This is a genomic window from Chelatococcus sp. CO-6 (assembly GCF_001271345.1).
GTDB classification, from domain to species: domain Bacteria; phylum Pseudomonadota; class Alphaproteobacteria; order Rhizobiales; family Beijerinckiaceae; genus Chelatococcus_A; species Chelatococcus_A caeni.
In genome coordinates this window covers 266723-291473 of the sequence record NZ_CP012398.1, presented here as the reverse complement: position 1 = coordinate 291473, position 24751 = coordinate 266723, and the positions used below count along the sequence as shown (strand labels likewise).

The window sequence follows — 24751 nt, the reverse complement described above, 5'->3', positions numbered from 1 at the left end:
TATCAGCCAGATTGCGGCGCGCCAATGGCGCAATGGCCGATCGGCTCAGTCGCCGAGCGCGATCTCACGCAGGGGATCGCCGCCGTCGATGAACAGCCGCCCCTGCGGGGACAGGGCTGCGACAAGGCGGCGCCTCACCCTGCGGCCGGTCTCGGGATGGCGGCCGTCCAGCGCGCCGACGCGGATGGCGACGGCGATGTCGTAGGGCGCTTCGCCGGGTGCGAGTTCGAATTCCTCGGCCGCCATCTGGCGCAGGCTCAGGCGTCCCGAGGCGATCGCCTCCCGCGACAGCGCCCGCGCCCGTGCGATGGCCTGCGCCGAGCGGTCGATCGCCAGCACATGTCCGTCGCCGATGCGTTGCGCGATGGCGCGGGCCATCGCGCCGGGCCCGCAGCCGATTTCCAGTACGCGAAGGCCATTGGACAGTGGAAGGGCATCCACAATGGCGCGCAGGCGCGGCGAGAGTTCCGTCCCCATGCGATTTCCCGGTCGATAGCCCCGTCGGCGGAAGCCGGCCGGTGGGCGTCATGGAATTCTGGCAAGCGCCCGAGACAGTCGCAAGCCAAGCGCGCGGAGCGCGGCAACGGGCGAGCTGCCGCGCCAGCACAACCCGCGCCTGCATCCCGCGAATGGCGTTCGGCGCCGACATGGTCGATGTTAGGGCCAAGGGCTGCGAGCCCGCGCAACAATCGGCCCAAAGAGGCCTCCGCGCCGGCGGCGCGGCATGGAGGAAACATGACGGCAACGACACCGGGCTCGGGCCCGGCGATCACTCAGGCTTTCGCGGCCGATCTCTTCGCCGGCCGGTCCGTGCTGGTCACGGGTGGCACGAGCGGCATCGGCCTCGGCTGCGCCAGGGCCTTTGCGGCTCTCGGCGCGCGCGTCGTCGCGACGGGCGCGACGGCCGCCGAATGCGAGCGTGCAGTGGAGACGGGCGGGGAGCGGCTCACCTTCGTGCCGCTCGACGTGCGCGACAATGAAGCTATCAGTGGCCTCCTTGCGGGCTTCGAGCGCCTCGACGTGCTGGTGAATGCGGCCGGCGTCATTCGCCGCGATGTCGAGTTCGAGCCCGAGGCCTTCGCCGACGTGGTCGACATCAATCTCAACGGCACGATGCGCATGTGCGCCGGTGCGAAGGCGAAGCTCGCGCAGAGCGGCGGCGCCATCGTGAACGTCGCCTCCATGCTGTCCTTCTTCGGCGGCCCGCGCGTGCCGGCCTACAGCGCCTCCAAGGGCGGCATCGCCCAGCTCACGAAGAGCCTCGCCGCCGCCTGGGCCGCCGAGGGCATCCGCGTCAACGCGGTCGCGCCCGGCTGGATCGCGACGCCGCTGACCGAGACGCTGCAGAAGGATAAGGAGCGCAGCGGCGCCATCCTTTCCCGCACGCCGATGGGGCGCTGGGGCACGCCGGAGGAGGTGGCGGGCGGCGCCGTCTTCCTCGCGTCGCCCGCGGCGCGCTTCATCACCGGCGCCATTCTCGCCATCGATGGCGGCTATCTCACGGTCTGATTTCGGGAGGACAAGACATGAACGGGCAAGATCCCGCCGCCGGCGGCATCGACGAGAAGTGGCTGCCCTATCGCCATCCGCAGCCTAGGGAATCGCCGCCGGAGCTCGTCATCCCCAATGCCATTCCCAACGACGAGCGCATCTGGGTGCCGGTGGAGGAGAACGTCTGGTTCCGGCCGCTGCTGATGGCCGCCTCGCGCGGCTACTGGATGAACCTGCTCAAGGTGCGCAAGTCGGGCGTGCTCTCGCGCCACCGCCATCCGCAGCCGGTGCACGCCTTCGTGCTGAAGGGCGAGTGGCGCTATCTGGAGCACGACTGGGTGGCGCGCGAGGGCTCCTATGCCTACGAGGCGCCGGGCGAGACGCACACGCTCGTCGTCGACCCGCATGTGGAGGAGATGATCACCCTGTTCCAGGTCAACGGGGCGATGATCTACGTCGATCCGGACGGCAAGACCGTGGGTTACGACGACGTCTTCACGCGCATCGACAAGTGCCGGGCCCATTATGCCAAGAACGGCCTCGGCGCCGACTACATCGACCAGTTCATCCGCTGAGCGGACCGACCACGAGGGAAAAGAGCAATGGATTTCGGCATCGCAGGGCGCAACGCCCTCGTCTGTGCGGCGAGCAAGGGTCTCGGCAAGGGCTGCGCCCTTGCCCTGGCGCGTGAAGGCGTCAATGTCACCATCACGGCGCGCACCGCCGCGGACCTGGAGAGAACGGCGGACGAGATCCGCCGTGCGGCGCCGGGCGTGAGCGTGCAGACGGTCGCAGGCGACATCGCGACGCCGGAAGGGCGTGCGGCCGCGCTCGCCGCCTGCCCGGCACCCGACATCCTCGTCAACAATGCCGGGGGTCCGCCGCCCGGCGACTTCCGCGACTGGTCGCGCGAGGACTGGATCAAGGCGCTTGACGCCAACATGCTGACGCCGATCGCGCTCATCCAGGCGACGGTCGACGGCATGATGGAGCGCGGCTTCGGCCGCGTGGTGAACATCACGTCGAGCGCGGTGAAGGCGCCGATCGATATCCTCGGCCTCTCCAACGGCGCGCGCTCCGGCCTCACCGGCTTCATCGCCGGCCTGTCGCGCAAGACCGTGCGGCGCGGCGTCACCATCAACAACCTGCTGCCGGGGCCGTTCGAGACGGACAGGCTGCGCGGCACGGCGGCGGCGCGCGCCGCCCAGAGCGGACGGGCACCGGAGGAGGAGATCGCGGCCATGGCGGCGGCCAACCCGGCCGGGCGCCTCGGCACGGCCGACGAATTCGGCGCCGCCTGCGCATTCCTCTGCAGCGTCCACGCCGGCTACATCACCGGCCAGAACTGGCTGATGGACGGCGGCGCCTATCCGGGCACCTTCTGAGCGCCTGCGCCGCGCGCCGGCCGGTCTTTTTACGGGAAGACCGCCGGCGCGCGGTGCGACAAGAGGGCGTCGAAATAATCGATGGTGCGGCCGAGGCCGATCTTCACCGGCACCGTGGGGCGCCAGTCGAGCACCTCGTCGGCCAGCGAGATGTCGGGACGGCGCTGGCGGGGATCGTCCGCCGCCGGCGGGCGGCGGACGATGTGCGAGCGCGAGCCGGTGAGGGAAAGGACGAGGTCCGCCAATTCGATCATCGACACTTCCTCGGGGTTGCCGAGGTTGACCGGCCCGGTGACGCCGCCGTCGGTCTCCATCAGGCTGACGAGGCCGCGGATGAGATCGTCGACGTAGCACAGCGAGCGCGTCTGGCTGCCGTCGCCGAAAATCGTCAGGTCCTGTCCGGTCAGCGCCTGCACGATGAAGGTCGAGACCACGCGCCCGTCGTTGGGATGCATGCGCGGCCCGTAGGTGTTGAAGATGCGGGCCACCTTGATCGGCACGCCGTGGGCGCGGTGATAGTCGAAGAACAGCGTTTCCGCGCAGCGCTTGCCCTCATCGTAGCAGGCGCGCGACCCGATGGGGTTGACGTTGCCCCAGTAGCTCTCCCGCTGGGGGTGCTCGGCCGGGTCGCCGTAGACCTCCGAGGTCGAGGCCTGGAGAATCCTGACACCGAGGCGGCGGGCGAGGTCCAGCATGTTGATGGCGCCGAGCACGCTCGTCTTCGTCGTTTCCACCGGCGAGGCCTGGTAGTGCAGGGGCGAGGCCGGGCAGGCGAGATTGTAGATCTCGTTCGCCTCGATCTGGATCGGTACCGTCACGTCGTGGCGCACGATCTCGAACTTGCCGCCGTGCAGCAGGCCCTCGACGTTGCTGCGGTCGCCGGTGAAGAAGTTGTCGAGACAGATGACGTTGTACTTCTTCTTCAGCAGCGCCTCGCACAGGTGCGAGCCGAGAAAGCCGGCACCGCCCGTGACGAGGGCGGTGCGCGATGCGCGAGAGGGCAAACGATCTGCGATATCGATGTGACGCATGGGACGCCTCGTCCGGCCGTGGCCGTCGTGCCCAAATTGGGCCCGACGGGAAAGAAGATATCAAGTCAAATTGATTCTGAAGGTGAACGCGGGTGGAGGAGGAGCCTTGGAATTCCGTCGAGAAGAACGCTACTCTTCTCAACGTGAACGCAGCTTCCCCGGTGGGAGGCAACGGCTCGCCCTGTGCTTGGCGGTAAACCGGCCGCTGCAGTTATGCTGCGTCATTCTTCCATTCAAGTTAACGATATTCGTTGGTGGATCAGGTTTCTGCGACGGCAAGAACTTTCCGTAGTTTCCCCTTTTGAGATAGTCTAGGGTGATCTTTGGGTGAGCAAAGGCCCGTCCCGTGGGGGAGGGCGTCGCTTCGAATGGCACATGAGTCCTGTTCATGCGGTTGTCGACGTGGACCGGCGCCCAGAGGGCGACGTTGGGGCAGGGAGCGTCGGGGGAGGGCGTGAAGGCGCCGTCCTGGCTGGATCAGTTTCTGACCGCGCGGTGTGGCGGGCACGAGCCGGCTGACCTCGCGGCGCTGGCCGAGGACCTTTCGGAGCAGGGCGCGCGCTGGCCAAGGACGGCCCGGGCCTGCAAGCGCGGCATCGACATCGCCGGCGCGCTCGGCGGCCTTCTTCTGCTGCTACCCATCCTCCTCGTCATCGCCTTCCTCATCAAGGCGACGAGCCGGGGGCCCGTCTTCTTCGGCTCGCCGCGCGTCGGCCGCGGCGGCAAGCCGTTCTTCATGTTGAAGTTCCGGACGATGTATGCCGACCGCGGCGATCCGACCGGGGTGAGGCATACCGTCGCCAACGATCCACGCGTGACGCCTCTGGGGGCCGTGCTGCGCCAGCGCAGCCTCGACGAGCTTCCCCAGCTTCTCAACGTGCTGCGGGGAGACATGTCGCTCGTGGGACCGCGCGCCCATCCCGTCGGCATGCTGGTCAACGGCGAGCTCTACGAGAAGGCGGTGCCCGCCTATCCGCTGCGTCATCTTGTGCGGCCCGGCATGACGGGCCTTGCGCAGCTGGCGGGCTGGCGGGGCGCGGTGACGGACCAGACCCACGCCACACGGCGCGTCGTCTGCGATCTCGCCTACATTCGCCACTTCTCCCTCTCGCTCGACATCGTCATCCTCGTCGTGACGGCCGCGCGGGAGTTCTGGGCCGGCTCGGGGACGTGACGACATGCGGCCATCATGCATCGCGGCGGACAGGGCGGAACGAAACGCTTTCTTTGCAGTTCGGCGCGAGACTGGAGCCGCATGCAAGTCAATGGTAGGATTTCGTCCGCTGAATCAGATGCCTGAATGCGCTCCGGCAGAGATGTCCTGCCCGAGTGTTCCGTTCCCAGAACCGTGGAACGTATCGCCATGCTGATCATCATCGCTCTCGGGGCACTGGTTCTCGGTCTCTTCGCCGGCCGACGCGGCAAGGCCGTGGCCTGGGCCGGCGGATCCCTTCTCGCCGCGGTCGCGGGTGGCATTGCGGGCGGCGCGTCCGGCGGATGGTCCGGCCTTGCGGCCGGCGCCGGAACGGCCGTCCTTGCCTTCAACATGGGCCTCATGCTCGTCCTGCTGCTGGAGCTGGCACGTGCGCAGCGGGGGGGCCTCACCACGCGGCATGCAGCGGCCGGCGGACCGGACGACGTCGCCGAGCGCCTCGGCGAGGTGGATATCGCCGCCTCGGCCCTCGCGCGCACGGCGGCCATGATGAAGGAGCGCGACGGCCGGCAGGGCGGTGAGGCGGCTCGCAAGCCGTCGGACAAGGCAGAGAGCCAAGGTGCCCACAGGCCCGTCCGCAAGTCCCGCTGAGGTGGCGCGCGAGCCGCTCGCCGCACCGCGGGTCACCTTTCTTGGTGCTCCCTTCGATCTCCTGCCCAAGGATGCGGTGCTCGACCGGTTGAAGGATTGCAGCTCGGCGGAGCCCTTCGCCTATGTGGCGACGCCGAATGTCGACCATGTGGTGCGCCTGTCGCGCCAGCCGGACCTTCTGAGCGTCTATGAAGCGGCCTGGATGAGCTGGTGCGACAGCCACCAGATCGAGCGTCTCGGCAAGCTCGTGGGGCTCGACCTGCCCCATCTCAACGGGACCGACGTGATGGAGCGGCTGTTCGCCGAGGTGCTCGCACCGGGCGACACGCTCGCCGTGGTCGGCGCGGATGCGGCGCTGGGCGAGGCGTTGCGGCAGCGTTTTCCCCAGTACCGCTGGCACTTCCATGCGCCGCCCATGGGGCTGGCCCACAATCCGCAGGCGTGGCGGGCCGCGCTCGACTTCGTGGCGGCGCATCCGGCGCGCTTCGTCTTCCTCGCCGTCGGCTCGCCGCAATCGGAGCGCCTCGCCCTTGCGATCGTGGAGGAGGGGCGCAGTTGCGGCACGGCCTTCTGCATCGGCGCGGCGCTCGAGTTCCTCACCGGCCGTAAGCAGCGGGCGCCAGTTCTGATGCAGACGCTCGGGCTCGAATGGCTGCACCGCCTCCTGCAGGAGCCGCGTCGCCTCTGGCGCCGCTATGCCGGCTCGCTCCTTCCCTTGATGCTTCTCTTTCTGCGCGAGGTCCGGGAAAACGGCCTGCGCCGTGCGCAGAAAGTGATTCCGGAACGGCAGGCAAGGGGCTGATTTCTATCGGCTTTAGCGTGGTCGTGCTGGTCCGCTCGCCGGCTTGGCCGCACCGGCGATCCCCATGGCGAGGGCGGCGGCGGCGGTCAAGGTGATCGCCTGGTACTGGAGCGCGAAATCGACGAGACCCTGGACCGCGAGCAGGAGCCAGCTCGTCAGGGCGAAGAGCGCGACGTGCCAGCCGCCCTCGGAGCGGCGCAGCGCGCGGGCGCACATCAGCATGAGCAGCATGACGAGCAGGAGCATGGCCGCCGCGGCCGGCAGGCCGAGCTCGACGGCGAGTTCCAGGTAGATGTTATGGGCCTGCGCCCAGATGAGGAACATCTCCTGCCCCGGCTCGCGCCAGGCCGGGAAGACGAGCTGGAAGGTGCCGGCGCCGGTGCCGGTGAGCGGCCGGGCCGCGATCATCTCGGCGACCGTGCGGTAGAGCCACAGGCGCGACTGGCCCGATCCACCGTCGGCCTCGATGCGCGCCATGAGATGGGCGCCGCTGACGTGCAGGGTCGCCAGCGCAAGGCCGATGAGCATGACGGCGAGGAGCGGGACGATCAGGATAGGAGCGCGTCGGACGCTGACGAGGAGCAGCAGGCCGACGCCCGCCGCAAGGGCCGTTGCGGCCGCGCCGGAGCGCGAGCCGGTGAGGACGATGGCATTGGCCAGGATGGCGAGCGGCACGAGGAGCAGCAGCAGATAGGCGAGCGAAGCGGCCGACCGCCGCCGGATGGCGGAGATCGCTTCCGCGAGCGCGGCGAGAAGGCCGATGCCGAAATAGGCTGCGGCGGCATTCCGGTTGACGAAGGTGGCGGTCAGCGAATCGCGATAGGCCCATTTCTCGAACCAGAGGATGGTGCTGGATCCCATGAGGTCGAGCACCAGGCCGTAGAGGGCATAGCCGGCGCTCGCCCACATGAGCCAGCGCAGGAGGGCTGCGGCGCCGCCCGGGTGCGTGGCGAGCCGCAAGGTCACCCAGAAGACGGCGGCTGCCGTGGCGAAGCGCAGCGCCGCGAGCAGCGTCTGCCAGGGCGCCGCGGTGATGCGGGCCGTCAGCGGTTCGCCAAGGGCCTCCGCAGCCGCCGCCCAGATCGGGTCGGCCAGGGGGGAGCCGGGCGCGAGGGGCATGAGCGCCTGTACCAGCATCCAGCCGAGAAGGGCGGCAGCGAGCATGGCGCACAGGGCAAGTCCGGTGCGAATCAGGCCATCGAAGCGCAGGGGCACGGGGCGCAGCAGGGCGACGGCCGCGACGAAGCAGCCCGCGACGACGGCGTTGATGCACCAGAACAGCGGGCGGTTCGACGCGAGCGGCAGAGGCAGCAGGCCGAGAAACACGCCCCAAGCGCCGGTGAGGAGGCGCGCCGGGACGGAGAGCGCGGCGTGCGACGCCGTGATCGTGCGGTCGCCTCCCGCATGGCCGGCAACGCTTGCTGTCATGGCTGTTTCGTCACCCGCCCGTGGTCTTCCCGCGCCGCGATCCTAGTCCAGCCCTCCCGCTCCGGTCCATGGTGCTGCCGCAATCGTCCCCCTTGCCGCCGGGCAAGGCCGGCCCGACAATGATGCAGGCGTACAGGGGGCAGGGGCGTCCGTCCCACGCCGGAGGAGACGCGTTGGGGCAGGCGGGGCCGAGGATCCTCATCGTCATGCGGCGGGTGCCGACCCATGCGCGTGTCGGCAACACGGCCGTTCTCGTCGCGTTGGCCGAAGCGCTGCGGGGCAAGGGGGCGCGTGTCGACCTCCTCGTCGTCTCCGCGCGCGCCTTCGGGCGCCGGCCGGTGGAGCGCATCGACCTGCCCGCCGGCAGCTTCGACCGCCTCCATTGCGCGGAGGCCTTGCGGCTGGGCCGCTGGGTCGTGGCGGCGCGGCCCGGCCCGTGGATCGGCGCCCTCGGGGCGTTCGCCGGGCGGATCCTGCGCGGCGGGCGGGGCTCGCCCGGCGTCTGGCCGGCCACCCTGCCGGTGACGGCGGGGGAGATCGCAACGGTCGAGGCCGAGCTTGCGCGCGAGCCGTGCCGTGCCGTCATCGCGGACTATGTCTTCCTTGCGCCGCTCGCCCGCCTTGCCATGGCTCATGGCGCGCGCGGCATCGTCTATCTTCACGACCTCATGTCGCAGCGCCACCGCCGCTTCGTGGAGCAGGGGCGCGCGCCCGACGTGCCGGCGATGACGCTCGACGAAGAGGTGGGTCTCATCGGCGGTCTCGATGCCGCCGTGGCGATCCAGGAGGAGGAAGCGCGGCAGCTCGCCGCCCATCCCGCTGCCCCGCCCGTGCTCGTCGCGTCGATGCCGCGCAGGGCGGTGCGTGTTGCGCAGGCGGTCGCCGATCCCGACCGGCTCGTCTTCGTCGGTTCGGACAATCCGGCCAATGTCGATGCCCTCGAATGGTTTTTGGGCGACGTCTGGCCGCGCCTGCAGGCGCTGCGGCCGAATGTTCGCCTCGATGTCGTCGGCGCCATCGGCACGGCTTTCCCCGATCTGCCGCGGGGCGTGGAGCGGCATGGCGCCGTGGCCGATCTTGCGCCGTACCTGTCGCGCGCGGCGCTCGCCATCGCGCCGCAGCGCATCGGCAGCGGGCTCAACGTCAAGCTCCTCGACTATCTGGCGCACGGACTGCCGGTGGTGGCGAGCCCGCTTGCACGCGCCGGCCTGAAGGAGGAGGCCGCGGCCTGCGTGCTCGAGGCCGCCGACGGCGAGGCCTTCGCCGCCGGCATCGAGGGGCTTCTGGCCGATGACGGAAAGAGGGCCGCGTGCCGGGCGGCGGCCTTCGCCTATATCGAACGCCATCATTCGCCCGAGGCGGTGTATCAAGGCCTCTTCCGCGTCATCGGCCTCGACCGTCGGCCGGTGCCGTCGGCCGTCGCGGGGGACTGATCCGTGCATGCGCCCGTGAGCCTCGGCAGCAGCCTCCTCGTCTTCGCCAGCGGGCGCCTCGCCGCCGTCGCGCTCGGCTTTGCCTTCCAGCTCCTCGTCGTGCGCGTGCTGCCGCTCGCCGATTATGCCGGCTATGCGGTGGGGATGGCGGCGGCGCTCCTGGCGCAGTCGCTCCTGCTCTTCGGCGTGCCGACGGTGCTCGCCTACGAGGCGAGCGCGCGTCATCACGCGGGCGACGGTCCCGGCCTGCGGCGCCTGCTGGGCCGCGTCGCGGCGGTGCGGCTCGGCGTGCTCGCCCTGTTCGCCCTCGCCGCCTTCCTGGCGTCGGTCGGCGGCCTCCTGCCGGCATCGGCCGACGGCGTGCTGGTCACCGCCGCGGTGGTCTGGGCGGCGGGGCTCCTCCTCGCGAGCGACGCCGAAAGCATCTGCCAGATCCTCGGGCAACAGCGGCTGAGCCGCGCCGTCGCCGCCGGGGAGCCCCTCGTACGGCTTGCCGTCCTCGTGACGTGGCTCGGGCTCGGCCGGCACATGGATGCAGCGACCGTCGTCACGCTTTGCGCCGCAACGGCAGCCCTTGCCGGGCTCGCCCTCGTCGGCGCGGCAGCGGTGGGTGTTGCCCGGCTCGGCGCGACGGCCGGGGACGGGCAGGCGCCGCGGCAGAACCTCGCGGCGCTTGCCGGCGCAAGCTATCTCAGCACGGCCGGGGCCATGGTCATGAGCCCGCCCGCCGTGCGCCTCGCGGTATCGGGGGTGATGCCGGTCGAGCTCCTCGCGGCCTTCTCCTTCATGCAGGGACTGATGCTGAGCTTCCTGCGCCTGACATCGGGCATCGTGCTGTCGCCCTTCATCGAGCCGGCGGTGATGGGCCATGCGGCGCGCGCCGGCTCGCAGGCCCGAATGGCGGCGGCGCTGTCGCTCGTGTTCAAGCTCGACCTCGTCGTCTTCTCCACGGCTGTCGTCGGCCTGCTTGCCGGCGGGCCGGCGGTGCTGGCGCTGCTCGCCGGCGGGCGTTTTGCGGGTCTCGACTGGCTGCTGCCGGTGCTCTTCGTCCTGCCGCCGCTCTATGGCTTCTATCGCAGCCTGGAGACGGCGGCTGCCGTGATGGCGCGCCGGAGGGCGCTCGCCACCATCCTGCCCATCGGTCTCTTCTGGCTCGGGATGCTCATCCTCACCGGTCTGGTGGCGCCGCTCGCCGCCGCCCTCGTCGTCCCGATTCTCGACATCGGCGCGCGTCTCCTCCTGCTCGGGGCGAGCCTCAGGAGGAGCGGCGTGCGCGGCATCTGCGATCTGCCCTTCCTCCTCGTCGTCGTCGCGAGCGCGCTCATTGTCGGCATGGGCGCGCGTCTGATGGCGGCGGATGTGATGCCGGCCATGCAGATCCTCGTCGCGGGGCTGGCGGCGCTCGTGCACCTTGCCGTGGTGCTCGGCCGGGCGCGGCGGCTGCCAGCGGCGGAGCATGACATCGTGGCCGCGTCGATGCCGCGGTTGCTGCGCTTCCTCCCCGCGTCCGTGAAGCGCGAGGCCGTGCCATGACCGCCACCGCCGCCGGACCGGCCCTCACCGTCGTCGTCACCCGCCTCGGCATCGACGGGGGCATGGATCGGGTCGTCGAGGCGATGGCCGCCGCGCTCGCCGACCGGGGCGAGGACGATGTGCAACTCGTCTGCGTGACGACGCGCGGGCGCCTGGGCAAGCTGTTGTCGCCCCTCGTCTTCGCCGGCGCGCTGGCGCGCTGCCTCGTCCTCGGCCTCAGCGGCCGGGCGGATGTCGCGCATCTCAACCTCGCCACCCGCGGCAGCGTGCTGCGCAAGGCGCTGATGGAGCGCGTCCTGTCGCTTGCGGGCGTGCCCGTGGTCGTGCATCTGCACGGGGCCAATTTCGACGATTATTACGCGGCCTGCGGCCCCCTGATGCAGGCGGCCATCCGTGGGCTCTTCCGCCGCGCGGCCTGTGTCGTGGTGCTCGGCAGCCACTGGCAGGATTTCGTCACGCGCATCGCCGGTCCCGAGGTGATGACCGCGATCGTCTACAATGCCGTGCCGCGCGTGGCGGCTGCGACGGAGCGCGAGGACGGCAATGTGCATCTTGTCGTGCTCGGCGAGGTGGGAGAGCGCAAGGGCACCGACGTGCTGCTCGACGCGCTGTCCCTGCTGCGCGGGCGCGGCATCGGCGGCTGGCGCTGCACGATCGCCGGCAACGGGGCGGTGGAGCGTTTTCGCGCCCGGGCGGAAAGCCTCGGCCTGTCGGGGCTCGTCACCTTTCCCGGCTGGCTCGATGCGGGCGCGGCGAAGATGCTCGCCGGGCGGGCCGATGTCGTCGTCCTGCCGTCCCGGGCCGAGAACCTGCCGATGAGCATCGTGGAGGCCATGGCGGCGGGCAAGCCGGTGGTGGCGACGCCCGTCGGCGCCGTCGCCGAGATCCTCCACGACGGGGTCGAAGGCCGGCTCGTGCCCGTGGGCGATGCAGCAGCCCTGGCCGATGCACTTGCCGGGCTCATCGGCGACCGGGAGGCGCGCCGGCGCATGGGAGAAGCCGCGGCAGCCCGCCATGCGGCCGACCTCGACAGCGGCGTCTTCATCGAGCGGCTGGTGGCCGTCTGGCGCAAAGCGGCGGGGAGGGCGGCATGATCGCGGCGCTGCGCAACCGCTGGCCTGGGCTGTTTTCAGGGCGTGGCCGGCCGCGCACCATCAGCCTCGGTCATGCGGCGATGCCGGAGGGCCTGCGCGTCTATTGCATCGGCGACATCCACGGGCGGGCGGATCTGCTTGCCCGTGTGCTCGCCGCCGTTGCTGAGGACCTGCGCGGCCATGACGGCGAGGTGGCGCTGGTAACGCTCGGGGACTATGTCGACCGCGGCCCGGATACGGCGCAGGTGCTCGACATGCTGGCGGCCGGCCCGCTGCCGGGCATCACCTTCCATCCGCTCATCGGCAACCACGAGGTCATGCTCCTTTCCGCGCGGATGGGCAGTGGCGATGCCATGGCCTGGCTGACGAACGGCGGGGACGCGACGCTCGCGTCCTACGGCATCGACTGGCGCAGCCTCGCGCCGGAGCGCGGCTTTCCCGAGCTCGCGGACGTCCTTCGGCGTCGCATGCCGCAGGGCCATGTGGACTTCCTGAGGCGTTGCGCGCTGACCCATGCCGCCGGCGATTATCTCTTCGTGCATGCCGGCATCCGGCCGGGCGTGCCGCTGGCGCAGCAGCGGCCGGAGGATCTCGTCGGCATCCGCCGGCCGTTCCTCGATGCGGCTCAATTGCACGAGAAGGTCGTGGTCCACGGCCATACCATCGTCGAGACGCCCGAGGTCTGCCGCAACCGCATCGGCATCGACACGGGGGCCTATGCGTCGGACGTGCTGACCTGCCTGTGCCTCGAGGGGCGGGGTTATCGTTTCCTCGCCTCGTAGGCGGTTCGGGCGGCTTTCGTGCGCGTTGTCGCCTACCCCTTCAGCGTGCTAGCTTTTTTCCGATCAGTGTGTCCCGTTCGGGATGAGGAGACTTCATGGCGTTCGTGCGTCTTCCGCATTCGCGTCGCAACGCCATCTCCGCTGCGGTCTTCCGGAAGCTGCCACCTTGGTCGATGGGTCCCGTGCCGCTGCCCGATGGGCCGGCGGGCCGGGGGGAGGGGCATCTTTGAACGAGTTCGATCTTCAGTCGCTTATGGGCCTGCTGCGCCGCCAGCGCCTCGCCATCGCCGTCACCGTCGCCGCCATTCTCGGCCTCGTCGTCCTCGCGCTGTCGCAGGTCCCCTCGCGCTATTCCGCGACGACGCTGGTCATGATCGACCCGCGCGAGCAGAGGCTGGTCAGCCTTGACAATGCGGCGCCCGCTCCGCCCAACATCGGCGCCGTCGACGGCGAGGTGGAGATCATGGCGTCGCCGGTGATCGCGCGGCGCGTCATCGCCAGGCTCAACCTGCAGGACGACGAGGAATTCAACCGGCCGGATCTCCTGGCCCAGATTGCCGCGGGCCTCTGGCCGGCCGCCGTCGACGGGGCCGAGGGGCAGTTGCAGCCGGGCCAGCCGCTCTCACCGCGCGTCGAGCGGCGAATCATCGACCGGCTGGCGCGGCGCGTCGACATCTCCCGCCGCGGCGTCACCTCGATCATCGCCGTCGAAGCCTCCTCGCGCGATCCGGACAAGGCGGCCCGCATCGCCAATGCCTATGCCCAGGCCTATATCGACGACCAGATCGCGAGCCGGCTGCGGCTCGTGGCCAATGCCGAACGTGTCCTCGCCAGCCGGGTGACGGATCTCGGCGAGGAACTGCGCCGGGCTGAAGCCGAGCTCGACCGCTACACGCTGGAGCAGATGATGGAGCGGGCCGGGGAGGACGGCCGCAACCGGCTGCTCTCCCTGCGCACGACACTCGAGGAGGACATCGCCGCGCGGACCGACGCGCTCACCCGGTTGCGGGCGCTCGAGGCGCTGGTGCAGGCGGGGGATGCGGCCGGCATCGCCAGGGTGCTGGCGGGGGGCGAGAGCGAGCAGCTCACCGAGGAGCGCCGGGAGATCGAGCGCCAGCTGTCGGCCAGGCTGCCGGCGGCGCGGGCGGCGGCGCTGCGCACGCGGCTCACCGCCATCGATGCGCGCATCGTGGCGCTCGGCAGTGCCCGCGCCGAGGAGCTGCAGCGGACGGCGGACGTGTCCGAGCAGCGGGCGCAGCAGGTTCGCCGCGACCTCGACATGCTCGTCAATGCATCCGACCTGCCGGCCGATGCGTCGGTCCAGCTCTACAAGCTCCGCGAGGAAGTGGCGGCGACCCGTGCGCTCTACCAGAACTACCTCGGCCGCCTCAGGCAGGTGAGCCAGCAGCGCGGCCTCGTGCTGGCCGACAGCCGCGTCGTCGCAGAGGCGATGGCCGCGGTGCGGCCGAGCTTCCCGCCGACGGTGCCGATCCTGTTCGCCTCGCTGTTCCTCGCCTTCGGAGCGGGGTTCGGCATCGCCTGGGTCCGCGACACCTACGGCCGCGGCTTCCTCAGGGCGGACGAGGTGGAGGAGGCGACGGGGCTCGACGTCGTCGCGAGCATGCCGCAGGTCGAGGCAGCCAAGGGCGGTGTGCCGGTGCAGGACAAGGTGGTGCGCGAGCCCGGCTCGGCCTATGCCGAAGCGATTCGCCGTCTGCGCCTGGGGCTCGACATCCTGATGAGCGCCGGCGAGGGCGAGGCGGCGGGGAAGGTCGTGCTCGTCACCTCGACGAAGCCGGGGGAGGGCAAGTCCGTCACGGCCGTCGCGCTCGGGCGGGCGGCGGCCCTCGCCGGCCGCAGGACGCTCGTCATCGACTGCGACCTGCGCAAGCCGAGCGTGCATCGCCTGCTCAAGGCCAAGGTCAAGACGAGCCTCGTCGACATCCTCGCCGACCGGGCGACAACCGCCCATGTCAACGACATGCGGGTGGTCGACGCGCTCAGCGACATGTCGGCCTTCGTCAGCGGCGATGCGCAGTATTTCCCGGCCGAGAGCATCCTCGATTCGGCGCGCTTCCGGGCGTTGCTGGAGGGTTGCCGCAAGGCCTTCGACGTCATCATCCTCGATGCGCCGCCGCTGGCCGTCGTCTCCGACCCGCTGCTGCTCGCCGTCTATGCCGACGTTGTGCTCTATGTCGTGCACTGGAAGACGACGACGCAGCGCGAGGTGCTGCAGAGCCTCAAGGAACTGCGCCGGGTCAAGGGCGAGACAGTCTATGTCGCGCTGAACGGTGTCGATGCCTCGTCGGGAGAAGAGAGCTACTATCCCTATACGACCAACGGACGAAAGCCGGGCGAGGCCTCGTAAGGTTCGCCCGGGTCCTCGTCAGACGCTGTGCCAGACCCACATCTGGGTGGGGGACTGGACCTTTTCCCACCAGTAGGGGGTGCTGCGCCAGGGCCTGACGGCCTCGGACAGATTGTCGAGGACGTAGTCGCCCCTGTCCGTCCGCACCACGAGAACGGCGTGCTGCTCGCCGCCCGGGATGCGCACGATAGCCATCAGCAGGGCGCTGGAAGGCCAGCCCTGGGCGATGAGGCGCTGGCGCTTCGTCAGGGCGTAGTCCTTGCAGTTGCCCGCGGCCGGAGCCACGCGCCACCTGTCGAGCACGCCCATCCGGTTGAGGCCGGCCACGGGGCGAATGGAGCTGTTGACGGCAGTATTGACGGCGAGCATCTGCTGCAGCCGCTTGGACGAGAGCCTGATCTGCCCGTCACCCGTCACATCTCCTGCGCCCGCGCGCGGCCGGCATACGGCGGGCTGATTGATGCAAAGGTCGTAATAGCCCTCGGGGATCGGCACGGATGTGCCGAGACTGATATGCGTCGACCGGCGGAGCCCGAACGCCTCGAGCGGGTCGACGGAGGGGGCTGTCATGGCAGGCGCCGCAGAAACGCACAGCATTGCGGCGACGGCGATAGCAAGCTCTCTCGTTTTCATGATGGGACGCCTCTTATTGTCTTGAATAAGGCAATTCTGCGTCCCTTCTTATAAATATCTCCTGCCGATAAAAGTGCAATTGTACGTATTCATGACCGTGGACTATCGTCCTAAGCGCATTTCAACTTATGGTAAAATTTATTAAAACTTTTAACTATAAGGTTTTATGGGTTTTGTTGGCTATTTGGAACGGGTAGGGTGGTGTTCCTTTCCGCAACGCTGGCGCCTTTGCGCGTCGCCGGGTCTTCTCTGCGGCTCAAGGGCGCCGCTATGCGTGCGAAATGCCTGCGGCGCCGTCGAAGGACGGCGTCCGCGGCCCATGCGCAGGCCGAGGGCTAGATTCCTGTCTCGGGCAGGAAAGTCCTGATCGGATTTTTTTCGCGCGGCCGGGATGCGGCAGGCGGTTGGGGCCCTGCCGCCGGCGCCCTCAAGCTGGGCGCCGTCGCGAAATCCGGGAACGCGTTACCCGAACATTCCGGCCGGAGCGCGTGGCAGTCGGGCGGGGGAAGTCGCCTTCCTGCGAGCGGCCTGAGGCGGGATGCAAAAAACAAAACCCGCAGAAGACCTGCGGGTTTCCAGAGGATATCAATGAACGCTGTCTCGTCCGCGTTTCTTCTTCTGCCGCTCAGCCGCTGCTGCCGGAATTGTCGGAGAGCGCGGCGGGCGTGTCGACTGCGGCAGGCCGGTCAGCCACGACAGCGACGAAGCCGATGGGGCACAGGCCGCCACGTTCCAAGATGAAAGCCGGGGCCGTGTTCGGCGGAACAGGCTGGCACACGATGGCCTGGAATGGGCCGTTATTGATCGTCGGGGCCTGCTGGGCACCCGCCGGGACGAAAGACAAAGCAAAGGCACCTGCGGCGGCCAGCGCCGCCAAACCATAACGAGACCGAATGAGCGGCAACATAGCCCGCGCCCTCCACAAGAGATCGATAAAAATTTATCAGTTTTTTAGTAAAAGCGGAAGCGGTCTTATCGAACCAAGTTTTGCAAAGTCGAGAAGCGCTGTTTCAGGCGTTGGCCGCCGCCTGGCAGGCCATGAGGATGGCGCCTTCGGTGGCGTCCGCCGCGGCCGGAACGACCCTGTCCGTCACGTAGGGAGGCAGCCACGGCTGCAGTGCGCCGGCCACGCCGCCCATCAGGCAGAGCCGCGGAGCACCGGCGCCAAGGAGGCGCTCGGCGATGCGCGCGACATCGCGGGCGGCCGCCTCGACGAGACTCACGGCCAGGGCGTCGCGCTGGCTCGCATAGTCGAAGACGAGCGGCGCCAGGCGCGCGAAATCGGCCGGCCGGGCAGAGCGCGCCCAGTCGATGATCATCTCGGGATTGCGGCCGAAGCCGTCGAGCAGCGTCTCCGCGAGCGCGGTCATCGCCGCCCGCCCGTCATAGGCCCAGAGCGCCCGCCGGATCGCCTCACGGCCGATGGCGAGGCCGCTGCCCTCGTCGGAGATCTCGGCGCCCCAGCCGCCTACGTAAGTGCGCTCGCCGTTGACGATCGACAGCCCGCAGGAGCCGGTGCCGACGATGAGGATGGCCCCGTTCTCGCCGCCGAAGGCGCCGAGCCAGGCGGCATAGGCGTCCGTGTCGAGCGAGATCGAGCAGAAGGGCATCCGGCTCGCCAAGAACTGCTCGCGGGCGGAGGTCTGGGCCGCCCCGGCGAGGCCGAAGCCGGCGTGGATGAGCGACGTCGTCTCGCGCGGAAGACCGGCGCGGTCGAGGATCGCGTAGCAGCCGGCGAGGATGGAGCGGGCCACCGTCTCGGGATCGAAGCGGATGTTGGAGGGCCCGCCGCTCGCCTCGCCGACGAGGGTGCCGTCGCCGGAGCGCAGGCGCAGGCGGCACTGGGTGCCGCCGCCGTCGACGCCGAGAAGGAAGGTGTCTGCCGCGCCCGATACGAACATCACGCGAGTATAGACGGATTCGGGCGCGGCGCAGGAAGCGGCGTTGCGGCGCAGGCTGCAATCGGGCCGTCAGGCGCCCCTCTTGCTGGCGTTGGGGAAGAAGAGCTGCTCGCCCTCGATCCTGTAGCTGGCGATGGCGGCCTGGCCTTCGGGCGAGATGACCCAGTCGATGAAGGCGCGGGCCTCCTTCTCCTTCACATGCGCATGGCGCGCCGGATTGACGAGGATGATGCCGTATTGGTTGAAGAGCCGGTCGTCGCCCTCGACGAGGATGGCGAGATCGCCGCGGTTCTTGAAGCTCAGCCACGTGCCGCGGTCGGCGAGGATGTAGGCATCCATGCCCGCCGCGGTGTTGAGGGCGGGCCCCATGCCCGAGCCCGTCTCGCGATACCAGTTGCCGCCGGCCTTCGGGTCGAGCGCCGCGAGCTTCCACAGGTCGAGCTCGGCCTTGTGGGTGCCGCTGTCGTCGCCGCGCGAGACGAAGGGCGCCTTCTTCCCGGCGATGGCCTGCAGCGCCTTGACGGCATCGCGGCTGCCCTTGACGCCGGCCGGGTCGCTCTTCGGCCCGACGAGGACGAAGTCGTTGTACATCACGTCGGAGCGGCCGACGCCGAAGCCCTTGGCGACGAAATCCTCCTCCGCGCTCCTGGCGTGGACGAAAACGACGTCGGCATCGCCGCGCTCGCCGATCTTCAGCGCCTGGCCGGTGCCCACCGCGACGACGCGCACCTCGATGCCGGTCTTTTCGGTGAACTGCGGCAGGAGATGCTTGAAGAGGCCGGACTGCTCGGTGGAGGTCGTGGAGGCGACGGTGATGAAGGGCTTTTCCGTCGTCTGCGCCCCGGCCGGGGCGGCAAATCCCCAGATCGCTGCGCCCATGGCTGCGGCCATGACGGCGCGGCGGGTCGTTTCGAACAGCCTCATGATCATCTCCCGTCCAATCGTTCAGCCCACGATGTCGCCGCGCAGGAAGGCGGCCGCCTGCGGCGTGCGCGGGCGCTCGAAGAATTCCCCGGCCGGCGTGTGCTCCATGAGCCGGCCGCGACAGAGGAACAGCACCTCGTCGGCGAGGCGCCGGGCCTGGCCGAGATCGTGCGTCGTCATGATGATCTTGGTGCCGGCGGCATCGATGGCGCGGATGGCGTCCTCGATCGCGCGGCAGGCGCCGGGATCGAGGCTGGCCGTCGGCTCGTCGAGAAAGAGCACGTCCGGTTTCAGGGCTGCCGCGCGGGCAATGGCGAGGCGCTGCTGCTCGCCGCCGGAGAGCACGCGCGCCGGCCGCTCGGCGACATGGGCGAGGCCGACGCTCGCGAGCGCGTCGCGGGCACGCGCCGGGCGCTCGCCGCGTCCGAGGCGGCCCTGCAGCGACAGGGCATAGGTGATGTTGGCGAGGGCCGAGCGGCGCAGCAGCACCGGCCGCTGGAACACCATCGCCTGCCGCCGGGCGACGTCCTGGCGCCCGAAGGCGTCGGCGCCGGCCCAGCGCACGGCGCCGTCCGTCGGCGCGATGAGGCCGTGGCACAGGCGCAGCAGCAGGCTCTTGCCGGCGCCGTTGGGGCCGAGGACGACGGTGCGGCTCGACGGGCCAATGGTGGCCGAGATGCCGTCGATGAGCGTCTCGCCGCCGCGCGCATAGGTCAGCCGGTCGAGGGTGAGGGGAAGGATGGTGGCCCGGGCATGCATCGGTGGCCTCATCCCGCTGCGCGGCGGGCCGTGGCGCCGAACAGGTGGGCGGCGGCGTTGATGACGAGCACGATGACGAGCAGCACGATGCCGAGGCCGAGCGCCAGCGGCAGGTCGCCCTTGCTCGTCTCGAGCGCGATGGCCGTCGTCATGGTGCGCGTGACGCCGTCGATGTTGCCGCCGACGACGAGGATGGCGCCGACCTCCGCCATGGCGCGGCCGAGCCCGGCGAGGATCGCCGTGACGAGGCTGAAGCGCGCGTCCCACAGAAGCGTCGGCACGGCCCGCAGCCGGCCGGCACCGAGGGAGGTGAGCTGCTCGCTGTATTCCGTCCACAGGTCGGCGACAACCTGACGGGTCAGCGCCGCGATGATCGGCGTCACCAGCAGCGTCTGGGCGATGACCATGGCCGTCGGGGTGAACAGGAGGCCATAGGGGCCGAGCGGGCCGGCCCGCGAGAGGAGGAGATAGACGAGCAGCCCCGCGACCACCGGCGGCAGGCCCATCAGGGCATTGATGACGACGATGACGGCGCCGCGACCGGGAAAGCGGGCGAGCGCCAGCGCAGCGCCAAGCGGCAGGCCGATCAGGGCGGCGCAGAAGACGGCGGTGAGGCTGACCTTCAGCGAGAGGGCGGCAATCTCGACGAGGGCCGTATCGCCCGTGACGATCAGCCGCCACGCTGCCGCCAATGCTTCGTCGAACCCCTGCAATCTCGCCTCTCATCCGGCCACGATCGTTCCCGCACGACCGTGCCTCATGCCCCATGATGCACGGCTGCGCCGTGAAACCGATATGATATCTGAAGCATATCGGGGATAGGCGGGGCCTATCCCCGTTCCGCCATTGGCGCCGCGAGGGAGGTGAAGCTCCGGCGCGCCTGCGTCGACATGAGCCGAGCCAGCGCCTTTGCCGGACGAATCACTCCTCCGGCGCGTCGCGCATCATGGCGCGCAGCCCGGCGGCTTCGCCGGCAATGGACTGCAGCGCCTTGCGTTCCATTTCCTCGTAGAGGGTGAGGACGCGCAGGCCCGCGTCGGTGAGGCGCGCGCCGCCGCCGCCGGAGCCGCCCTTGGCCGCATCGACGAGCGGCTCGCGAAAGCAGGTGTTCATGGTGCGCACCAGGAGCCAGCTGCGCCGGTAGCTCATGTTCATGCGCCGGCCCGCGGCCGCGATGGAGCCGGTGTCGCGAATGCCGCGCAGCAGCTCGGCCTTGCCGGGGCCGATGGCGATGGACGAGCCCAGCAGGAGGCGCAGGCGTACCTCGACGTGCTCCTCCATGGCGGTGCGGCTGCCTCCTCCTCGCTGCGGGATCGAGGAGATTATACGGCGACGAGCGGCGCTTTCACCTGCGGGCCGCGATCGAGCCAGGCCGGCACCGGCAGGCCCTTCTCGCGCAGGAACGCGGGGTTGAACAGCTTCGACTGGTAGCGCGTGCCGTAGTCGGCGAGCACCGTCACGATGGTGTGGCCGGGGCCGAGATGCCGGGCGAGGCGAATGGCGCCGGCGACGTTGATGCCGGACGAGCCGCCGAGGCACAGGCCCTCGTGCTCCAGCAGCTCGAAAACGAGGGGAATGGCCTCCTCGTCCGGGATCTGGAAGGCGACGTCGACCGGCGCCCCTTCGATGTTCTTGGTGATGCGGCCCTGGCCGATGCCCTCGGTGATGGACGAGCCCTCGGCCTTGAGGCTGCCGTGGGCGTAGTAGTGGTAGAGGGCGGCGCCCATGGGATCGGCGAGGCCGACGGTGATCTTCGGGTTGCGCTCCTTCAGCGCCATGGCGACGCCGGCGAGCGTGCCGCCGGTGCCGACGGCGCAGATGAAGCCGTCGACCTTGCCGCCCGTCTCGTCCCAGATCTCGGGGCCGGTGGTCTCGATATGCGCCTGCCGGTTGGCGACATTGTCGAACTGGTTGGCCCAGACCGCGCCCCTGGGGTCGCTCGCCGCGATCTCCTCAGCGAGGCGGCCGGAGACCTTCACGTAGTTGTTGGGATTGGCATAGGGGACGGCCGGCACCTCGACGAGTTCGGCCCCCAGAAGACGAAGGGTGTCCTTCTTCTCCTGCGACTGGGTGTCGGGAATGACGATGACGGTGCGGAAGCCCATCGCATTGCCGACGAGCGCGAGGCCGATGCCCGTATTGCCGGCCGTGCCCTCGACGATGGTGCCGCCGGGCTTCAGGGTGCCTTTCGCCAGCGCGTCCTTGATGATGAACAGCGCCGCCCGGTCCTTGACGGACTGGCCGGGGTTCATGAACTCGGCCTTGCCGAGAATCTCGCAGCCCGTCATCTCGGAGGCCCGCTCGAGGCGGATGAGGGGGGTGTTGCCGATGGCTTCGACGACACTTGGCTTGATGCTCATGGGCGGGCTCCGTTGCAGCTCATGACCGGCTGCCGCAGGCATTAAGGCATGGCGGATGAATTGTCCAACGATCCCGCGGCGCCCGCGTCAAAGCACGTTTTCCGGCGGGTTTTACGTGGCCGCGGGCACGGTTGACGCGGTCCGCCCCTTGCCCGAAAAATGCGGCCGGCAGGAGGGGCTGATGGGCCGGCTGACCACACATGTGCTCGACACCGCCGCCGGCCGACCGGCCGAGGGCATTCGCATCATGCTCTTCCGGCTCGAGGCGGACGGGAAACGGACTCTGGTCGCCGAGGCCGTGACGAATGCCGACGGGCGGACCGATGCGCCGCTCCTCGCCGGGGCCGACTACCGGCCCGGGCGCTACGAACTCGTCTTCCACGTGGGCGCCTATTTCCGGCGCGACGGGCGCGGCGGGACGGTCCTGCCTTTCCTCGACGAGGTGCCGGTGCGGTGTGGCCTCGCCGAGGCCGACGGCCACTACCACGTGCCGCTGCTCGTTTCTCCCTGGAGCTATGCGACCTACCGCGGCAGTTGATGCCGCCGATCCGCGCGGATCGGGTGGCCCCAAGTTTTTTCGAAGAGGAGTTGATGTCATGGGATTGTTCAGCTTCATCAAGGAAGCCGGAGAGAAGCTCTTCGGCGCGAGCGAGGCGAAGGCGGCGACGCCGGAGGAACTGAAGAAGGAAGTCGCCAAGCACGGCCTCAAGGTCGACGGGCTCGACATCGCCGTGTCCGGCGACACCGTGAAGGTGTCCGGCAAGGCGCTGTCGACGGAGGAGGCCGAGAAGGTCATCCTCGCGCTCGGCAACACCGTCGGCGTCGCAGCGGTGGACGATGCGCTTATCGTGGAGCAGGAAGCGCCCAAGGCGACGATGTACACCGTGGTGAAGGGCGACACGCTGTGGAAGATCGCCGAAAGCCACTACGGCAAGGGCAACGGCGCCAAGCACACCGTGATCTTCGAGGCCAACAGGCCGATGCTGACGCATCCCGACAAGATCTATCCGGGCCAGGTGCTGCGCATTCCGCCCGTCTCCTGAAGCCTTGGCCGAACCCCTGTCTCCCGGCGGGCCGGGAGACAGGTTGCTCCAGTGTCACCGCTCTTGTCTTGTCCGCCGGGAGGCGACAATCTCCGCGTCCGCCTCCGAATCGCCGGAGGCGGAAGAGCGGTGACGGCGAGGACAGGACATGACGACGGTGATCGACCTCGATCGCGAGACCGTGGCGGCGGGTCTTGCCGACGGCTCAGTCGTGCTCGTCGATGTGCGCGAGCCGCATGAATTTGCCGCCGGGCACATTCCCGGGAGCGTTTCCCTGCCGCTTTCCAGCTTCGATCCCGGCGCTCTCGCCGCCTATGCGGGACGGCGAATCGTATTTTCCTGCGCAGCAGGAGTGCGCTCCCAGCAGGCGCTGATGCTGAGCCAGGCAGCAGGCCTCGATCTGTCGGAGCACTATCGCGGCGGCTTCAAGGACTGGATCCTGAGCGGCGGCCCTGTCGAGGTCTAGGCCCTTGCGCCTCGACGGACGCCGGTCCGGCGCAGAGGCAAATATCCTCGCCGGCGGAAATGCACTATCATCAGAACGATAGGCGCCTTTCCGCCTGAATTGAATCAAACGCCGCCAAAGTCGTCTTGCTGCGCGAATGGGGCTGCCGCGCGGCGGAAAGACGGCCTTCATGCCACGGTGTCAGTGTTGCATTGCGGCAACCATGGCAATTCGGTGGCGAATGTTGCACCTGCTGCCCTTGTTATCCCGGGGCACGCACTCGATATAGGCCCCTGCCAAACGTCCTCGAACGGTAGCGTCTCCTTCTCCCTTGCTGAACTGGTGGATTTCATGCGCGCGATGCGACCCCTATTCCTTTCGCTCATCGTCGCTGGGCTGGCGGCATGTTCCGACACCGGCGAGCAGCAGGCCGGGCAGGGCGCGCCGCCGCCTTCGCCGGTGACGGTGGCCAAGCCCCTCGTCAAGGAAGTGGTCGAGCGCGACGACTTCACGGGCCGCTTCGCCGCTGTCGACGCAGTCGAGGTGCGCTCACGCGTCTCGGGCTATCTCGAGCGCGTGGACTTCGAGGACGGCGCCAACGTCAAGGCTGGCGACGTGCTGTTCGTCATCGACCGACGGCAGTACAAGGCCGCTCTCGACCAGGCCCAGGCGACGCTGGTCTCCGCCCAGGCACGGCTGAACTTCGCCGAGAGCGACCTCGACCGCGCCGAGTCGCTGCGCCGCACCGGCAACATCTCCGACCAGCTGCTCGACCAGCGGCGCCAGAACTTCCTCACCGCCAAGGCCGAGCTCGACCGGGCGCAGGCGGCGATGCAGGAGGCGAGCCTCAACTACGAGTTCAGTGAGGTGAAGGCGCCGATTTCCGGCCGCATCAGCCGCCGCTTCATCAGCACCGGCAACCTCGTCAACGCCAACGACACGCTGCTGACCACCATCGTCAGCCTCGACCCGATCTACTTCTATTTCGACGTCGATGAGCGTTCGTTCCTCGCCTACAACCGCGTCTTCAACCTCGATGCCCCCAACGGCTCGGGCGAGCCGGTCGCGGTCCAGATCGCGCTGACGGACGAGACGAAGCCCGCCCGCGAGGGCAAGCTCGACTTCGTCGACAACCGGCTCGACGAGGCGAGCGGCACCATGCGCCTGCGCGCCATCGTGCCGAATGCGGAGCTGTTCATCACGCCGGGTCTCTTCGGCCGCGTCTCGGTGCCCGGCTCGCCTCCCTATCAGGGCGTGCTCGTGCCCGACGAGGCGATCGCCACCGACCAGGAGCGCCGGCTCGTCTGGGTCGTCGGCGAGGACAACACGGTCAAGGCGCAGCTCGTGCGCCCCGGTCCGCGCATCGACGGCTACCGCCTGATCCGCGAGGGCCTGAAGGGCGACGAGACCATCGTCGTCAACGGCCTGCAGCGCGTGCGTCCCGGCGCGGCGGTGGCGCCCGAGATGACGACGCTGCCGCCGACGCGCTGACGTTCCCTTCTTTACGCTGCGGCCGCCGGCACGGCCGCCCGCAC

General features: G+C 69.4%; 26 protein-coding genes. 15 read left to right on the top strand and 11 right to left on the bottom strand.

Translation table 11 applies throughout. The features are described from left to right. Positions 1-45 precede the first annotated feature (45 nt). Positions 46-477, bottom strand: a complete 432-nt coding sequence (locus AL346_RS01535; RefSeq protein ID WP_019404431.1) for a cyclopropane-fatty-acyl-phospholipid synthase family protein — start codon at positions 475-477, stop codon at positions 46-48. A 258-nt stretch (positions 478-735) separates the two neighbouring features. Between AL346_RS01535 and AL346_RS01530 the strand changes: the two genes are divergently transcribed. Genes AL346_RS01530 through AL346_RS01520 form a run of 3 tightly spaced genes read left to right on the top strand, consistent with a single transcriptional unit; the run spans position 736 to position 2876 of the window. Then, entirely contained in the window at positions 736-1509 is a 774-nt protein-coding gene (locus AL346_RS01530; RefSeq protein WP_019404432.1) for an SDR family NAD(P)-dependent oxidoreductase, read from the top strand. Positions 1510-1526: 17 nt separating this feature from the next. Continuing rightward, positions 1527-2066: a 2,4'-dihydroxyacetophenone dioxygenase family protein gene (locus AL346_RS01525; protein ID WP_019404433.1), complete on the top strand. Its 540-nt coding sequence runs from the start codon at positions 1527-1529 to the stop codon at positions 2064-2066. Between the two features lie 27 nt (positions 2067-2093). Beyond that, entirely contained in the window at positions 2094-2876 is a 783-nt protein-coding gene (locus tag AL346_RS01520; RefSeq protein WP_019404434.1) for an SDR family oxidoreductase, read from the top strand. 29 nt (positions 2877-2905) lie between these two features. Here the strand turns inward: AL346_RS01520 and AL346_RS01515 are convergent, their stop codons facing one another. Continuing rightward, positions 2906-3907 carry a UDP-glucuronic acid decarboxylase family protein gene (locus tag AL346_RS01515; RefSeq protein ID WP_053193174.1) on the bottom strand — a complete coding sequence of 334 codons (1002 nt, stop codon included), beginning with the start codon at positions 3905-3907 and terminating at the stop codon, positions 2906-2908. A gap of 454 nt (positions 3908-4361) precedes the next feature. Between AL346_RS01515 and AL346_RS01510 the strand changes: the two genes are divergently transcribed. The 3 genes from AL346_RS01510 to AL346_RS01500 all read left to right on the top strand — a co-directional run bounded on the left by AL346_RS01510 (position 4362) and on the right by AL346_RS01500 (position 6513). Next, positions 4362-5081 (top strand): sugar transferase, encoded by a 720-nt coding sequence (locus tag AL346_RS01510; RefSeq protein WP_019401022.1) that lies wholly within the window; start codon positions 4362-4364, stop codon positions 5079-5081. A gap of 189 nt (positions 5082-5270) precedes the next feature. Next, positions 5271-5711 (top strand): hypothetical protein, encoded by a 441-nt coding sequence (locus AL346_RS24910; RefSeq protein WP_019401021.1) that lies wholly within the window; start codon positions 5271-5273, stop codon positions 5709-5711. Next, a complete protein-coding gene (locus AL346_RS01500; RefSeq protein WP_197286590.1) occupies positions 5680-6513 on the top strand; it encodes a WecB/TagA/CpsF family glycosyltransferase in 834 nt (277 codons plus the stop codon). Before AL346_RS24910 ends, AL346_RS01500 begins: the two co-directional genes overlap by 32 nt. A gap of 12 nt (positions 6514-6525) precedes the next feature. Here the strand turns inward: AL346_RS01500 and AL346_RS01495 are convergent, their stop codons facing one another. After that, positions 6526-7941 carry an O-antigen ligase gene (locus tag AL346_RS01495; protein ID WP_019401019.1) on the bottom strand — a complete coding sequence of 472 codons (1416 nt, stop codon included), beginning with the start codon at positions 7939-7941 and terminating at the stop codon, positions 6526-6528. Between the two features lie 173 nt (positions 7942-8114). On the opposite strand from AL346_RS01495, the gene AL346_RS01490 reads away from it, so the two are divergent. The 5 genes from AL346_RS01490 to AL346_RS01470 all read left to right on the top strand — a co-directional run bounded on the left by AL346_RS01490 (position 8115) and on the right by AL346_RS01470 (position 15151). Next, positions 8115-9374 carry a glycosyltransferase gene (locus AL346_RS01490; protein WP_019401018.1) on the top strand — a complete coding sequence of 420 codons (1260 nt, stop codon included), beginning with the start codon at positions 8115-8117 and terminating at the stop codon, positions 9372-9374. A 15-nt stretch (positions 9375-9389) separates the two neighbouring features. Further along, positions 9390-10907, top strand: coding sequence for a hypothetical protein (locus AL346_RS01485; protein ID WP_197286589.1), 1518 nt, complete (start codon positions 9390-9392; stop codon positions 10905-10907). Further along, entirely contained in the window at positions 10904-12001 is a 1098-nt protein-coding gene (locus AL346_RS01480) for a glycosyltransferase family 4 protein (protein WP_019401016.1), read from the top strand. The genes AL346_RS01485 and AL346_RS01480 overlap by 4 nt, the downstream gene beginning before the upstream one ends. Next, positions 11998-12783 carry a metallophosphoesterase gene (locus AL346_RS01475; protein WP_019401015.1) on the top strand — a complete coding sequence of 262 codons (786 nt, stop codon included), beginning with the start codon at positions 11998-12000 and terminating at the stop codon, positions 12781-12783. The genes AL346_RS01480 and AL346_RS01475 overlap by 4 nt, the downstream gene beginning before the upstream one ends. A gap of 226 nt (positions 12784-13009) precedes the next feature. Then, positions 13010-15151, top strand: coding sequence for an AAA family ATPase (locus AL346_RS01470; RefSeq protein ID WP_183317022.1), 2142 nt, complete (start codon positions 13010-13012; stop codon positions 15149-15151). Between the two features lie 18 nt (positions 15152-15169). Here the strand turns inward: AL346_RS01470 and AL346_RS01465 are convergent, their stop codons facing one another. From AL346_RS01465 to AL346_RS01430, 8 genes are all read right to left on the bottom strand, one after another. Beyond that, complete coding sequence (locus tag AL346_RS01465) at positions 15170-15721, bottom strand: transglutaminase-like cysteine peptidase (protein WP_157672215.1); 552 nt, start codon at positions 15719-15721, stop codon at positions 15170-15172. Between the two features lie 688 nt (positions 15722-16409). Continuing rightward, complete coding sequence (locus tag AL346_RS01460; RefSeq protein ID WP_019401012.1) at positions 16410-16691, bottom strand: hypothetical protein; 282 nt, start codon at positions 16689-16691, stop codon at positions 16410-16412. 103 nt (positions 16692-16794) lie between these two features. Continuing rightward, complete coding sequence (locus AL346_RS01455) at positions 16795-17685, bottom strand: BadF/BadG/BcrA/BcrD ATPase family protein (protein WP_019401011.1); 891 nt, start codon at positions 17683-17685, stop codon at positions 16795-16797. A gap of 69 nt (positions 17686-17754) precedes the next feature. Continuing rightward, complete coding sequence (locus AL346_RS01450) at positions 17755-18615, bottom strand: extracellular solute-binding protein (protein ID WP_019401010.1); 861 nt, start codon at positions 18613-18615, stop codon at positions 17755-17757. Positions 18616-18630: 15 nt separating this feature from the next. Then, a complete protein-coding gene (locus tag AL346_RS01445) occupies positions 18631-19368 on the bottom strand; it encodes an ATP-binding cassette domain-containing protein (protein ID WP_019401009.1) in 738 nt (245 codons plus the stop codon). A gap of 8 nt (positions 19369-19376) precedes the next feature. Further along, positions 19377-20081: an ABC transporter permease gene (locus AL346_RS01440; protein ID WP_040403673.1), complete on the bottom strand. Its 705-nt coding sequence runs from the start codon at positions 20079-20081 to the stop codon at positions 19377-19379. A 208-nt stretch (positions 20082-20289) separates the two neighbouring features. Beyond that, positions 20290-20649 carry a winged helix-turn-helix domain-containing protein gene (locus AL346_RS01435; protein ID WP_019401007.1) on the bottom strand — a complete coding sequence of 120 codons (360 nt, stop codon included), beginning with the start codon at positions 20647-20649 and terminating at the stop codon, positions 20290-20292. A gap of 41 nt (positions 20650-20690) precedes the next feature. Beyond that, positions 20691-21728, bottom strand: coding sequence for a cysteine synthase A (locus AL346_RS01430; protein ID WP_019401006.1), 1038 nt, complete (start codon positions 21726-21728; stop codon positions 20691-20693). 181 nt (positions 21729-21909) lie between these two features. Between AL346_RS01430 and uraH the strand changes: the two genes are divergently transcribed. The 4 genes from uraH to AL346_RS01410 all read left to right on the top strand — a co-directional run bounded on the left by uraH (position 21910) and on the right by AL346_RS01410 (position 24707). Further along, positions 21910-22266 carry a hydroxyisourate hydrolase gene (gene uraH / locus AL346_RS01425; protein ID WP_019401005.1) on the top strand — a complete coding sequence of 119 codons (357 nt, stop codon included), beginning with the start codon at positions 21910-21912 and terminating at the stop codon, positions 22264-22266. A gap of 58 nt (positions 22267-22324) precedes the next feature. Further along, positions 22325-22771 carry a peptidoglycan-binding protein LysM gene (lysM, locus tag AL346_RS01420; RefSeq protein WP_019401004.1) on the top strand — a complete coding sequence of 149 codons (447 nt, stop codon included), beginning with the start codon at positions 22325-22327 and terminating at the stop codon, positions 22769-22771. 148 nt (positions 22772-22919) lie between these two features. After that, entirely contained in the window at positions 22920-23237 is a 318-nt protein-coding gene (locus AL346_RS01415) for a rhodanese-like domain-containing protein (protein WP_019401003.1), read from the top strand. A 330-nt stretch (positions 23238-23567) separates the two neighbouring features. Next, positions 23568-24707, top strand: coding sequence for an efflux RND transporter periplasmic adaptor subunit (locus AL346_RS01410; protein WP_026014929.1), 1140 nt, complete (start codon positions 23568-23570; stop codon positions 24705-24707). Positions 24708-24751 lie beyond the last annotated feature (44 nt).

Excerpts from the sequence above, each read along its gene's own strand:
- AL346_RS24910 (WP_019401021.1), top strand. The coding sequence starts at position 5,271 with ATGCTGATCATCATCGCTCTCGGGGCACTGGTTCTCGGTCTCTTCGCC.
- AL346_RS01515 (WP_053193174.1), bottom strand. The coding sequence starts at position 3,907 with ATGCGTCACATCGATATCGCAGATCGTTTGCCCTCTCGCGCATCGCGC.
- AL346_RS01525 (WP_019404433.1), top strand. The coding sequence starts at position 1,527 with ATGAACGGGCAAGATCCCGCCGCCGGCGGCATCGACGAGAAGTGGCTG.
- AL346_RS01520 (WP_019404434.1), top strand. The coding sequence starts at position 2,094 with ATGGATTTCGGCATCGCAGGGCGCAACGCCCTCGTCTGTGCGGCGAGC.
- AL346_RS01530 (WP_019404432.1), top strand. The coding sequence starts at position 736 with ATGACGGCAACGACACCGGGCTCGGGCCCGGCGATCACTCAGGCTTTC.
- AL346_RS01535 (WP_019404431.1), bottom strand. The coding sequence starts at position 477 with ATGGGGACGGAACTCTCGCCGCGCCTGCGCGCCATTGTGGATGCCCTT.
- AL346_RS01435 (WP_019401007.1), bottom strand. The coding sequence starts at position 20,649 with ATGGAGGAGCACGTCGAGGTACGCCTGCGCCTCCTGCTGGGCTCGTCC.
- lysM (WP_019401004.1), top strand. The coding sequence starts at position 22,325 with ATGGGATTGTTCAGCTTCATCAAGGAAGCCGGAGAGAAGCTCTTCGGC.
- AL346_RS01475 (WP_019401015.1), top strand. The coding sequence starts at position 11,998 with ATGATCGCGGCGCTGCGCAACCGCTGGCCTGGGCTGTTTTCAGGGCGT.
- uraH (WP_019401005.1), top strand. The coding sequence starts at position 21,910 with ATGGGCCGGCTGACCACACATGTGCTCGACACCGCCGCCGGCCGACCG.
- AL346_RS01460 (WP_019401012.1), bottom strand. The coding sequence starts at position 16,691 with ATGTTGCCGCTCATTCGGTCTCGTTATGGTTTGGCGGCGCTGGCCGCC.
- AL346_RS01410 (WP_026014929.1), top strand. The coding sequence starts at position 23,568 with ATGCGCGCGATGCGACCCCTATTCCTTTCGCTCATCGTCGCTGGGCTG.
- AL346_RS01445 (WP_019401009.1), bottom strand. The coding sequence starts at position 19,368 with ATGCATGCCCGGGCCACCATCCTTCCCCTCACCCTCGACCGGCTGACC.
- AL346_RS01455 (WP_019401011.1), bottom strand. The coding sequence starts at position 17,685 with ATGTTCGTATCGGGCGCGGCAGACACCTTCCTTCTCGGCGTCGACGGC.
- AL346_RS01430 (WP_019401006.1), bottom strand. The coding sequence starts at position 21,728 with ATGAGCATCAAGCCAAGTGTCGTCGAAGCCATCGGCAACACCCCCCTC.
- AL346_RS01415 (WP_019401003.1), top strand. The coding sequence starts at position 22,920 with ATGACGACGGTGATCGACCTCGATCGCGAGACCGTGGCGGCGGGTCTT.
- AL346_RS01465 (WP_157672215.1), bottom strand. The coding sequence starts at position 15,721 with ATGACAGCCCCCTCCGTCGACCCGCTCGAGGCGTTCGGGCTCCGCCGG.
- AL346_RS01480 (WP_019401016.1), top strand. The coding sequence starts at position 10,904 with ATGACCGCCACCGCCGCCGGACCGGCCCTCACCGTCGTCGTCACCCGC.
- AL346_RS01495 (WP_019401019.1), bottom strand. The coding sequence starts at position 7,941 with ATGACAGCAAGCGTTGCCGGCCATGCGGGAGGCGACCGCACGATCACG.
- AL346_RS01450 (WP_019401010.1), bottom strand. The coding sequence starts at position 18,615 with ATGATCATGAGGCTGTTCGAAACGACCCGCCGCGCCGTCATGGCCGCA.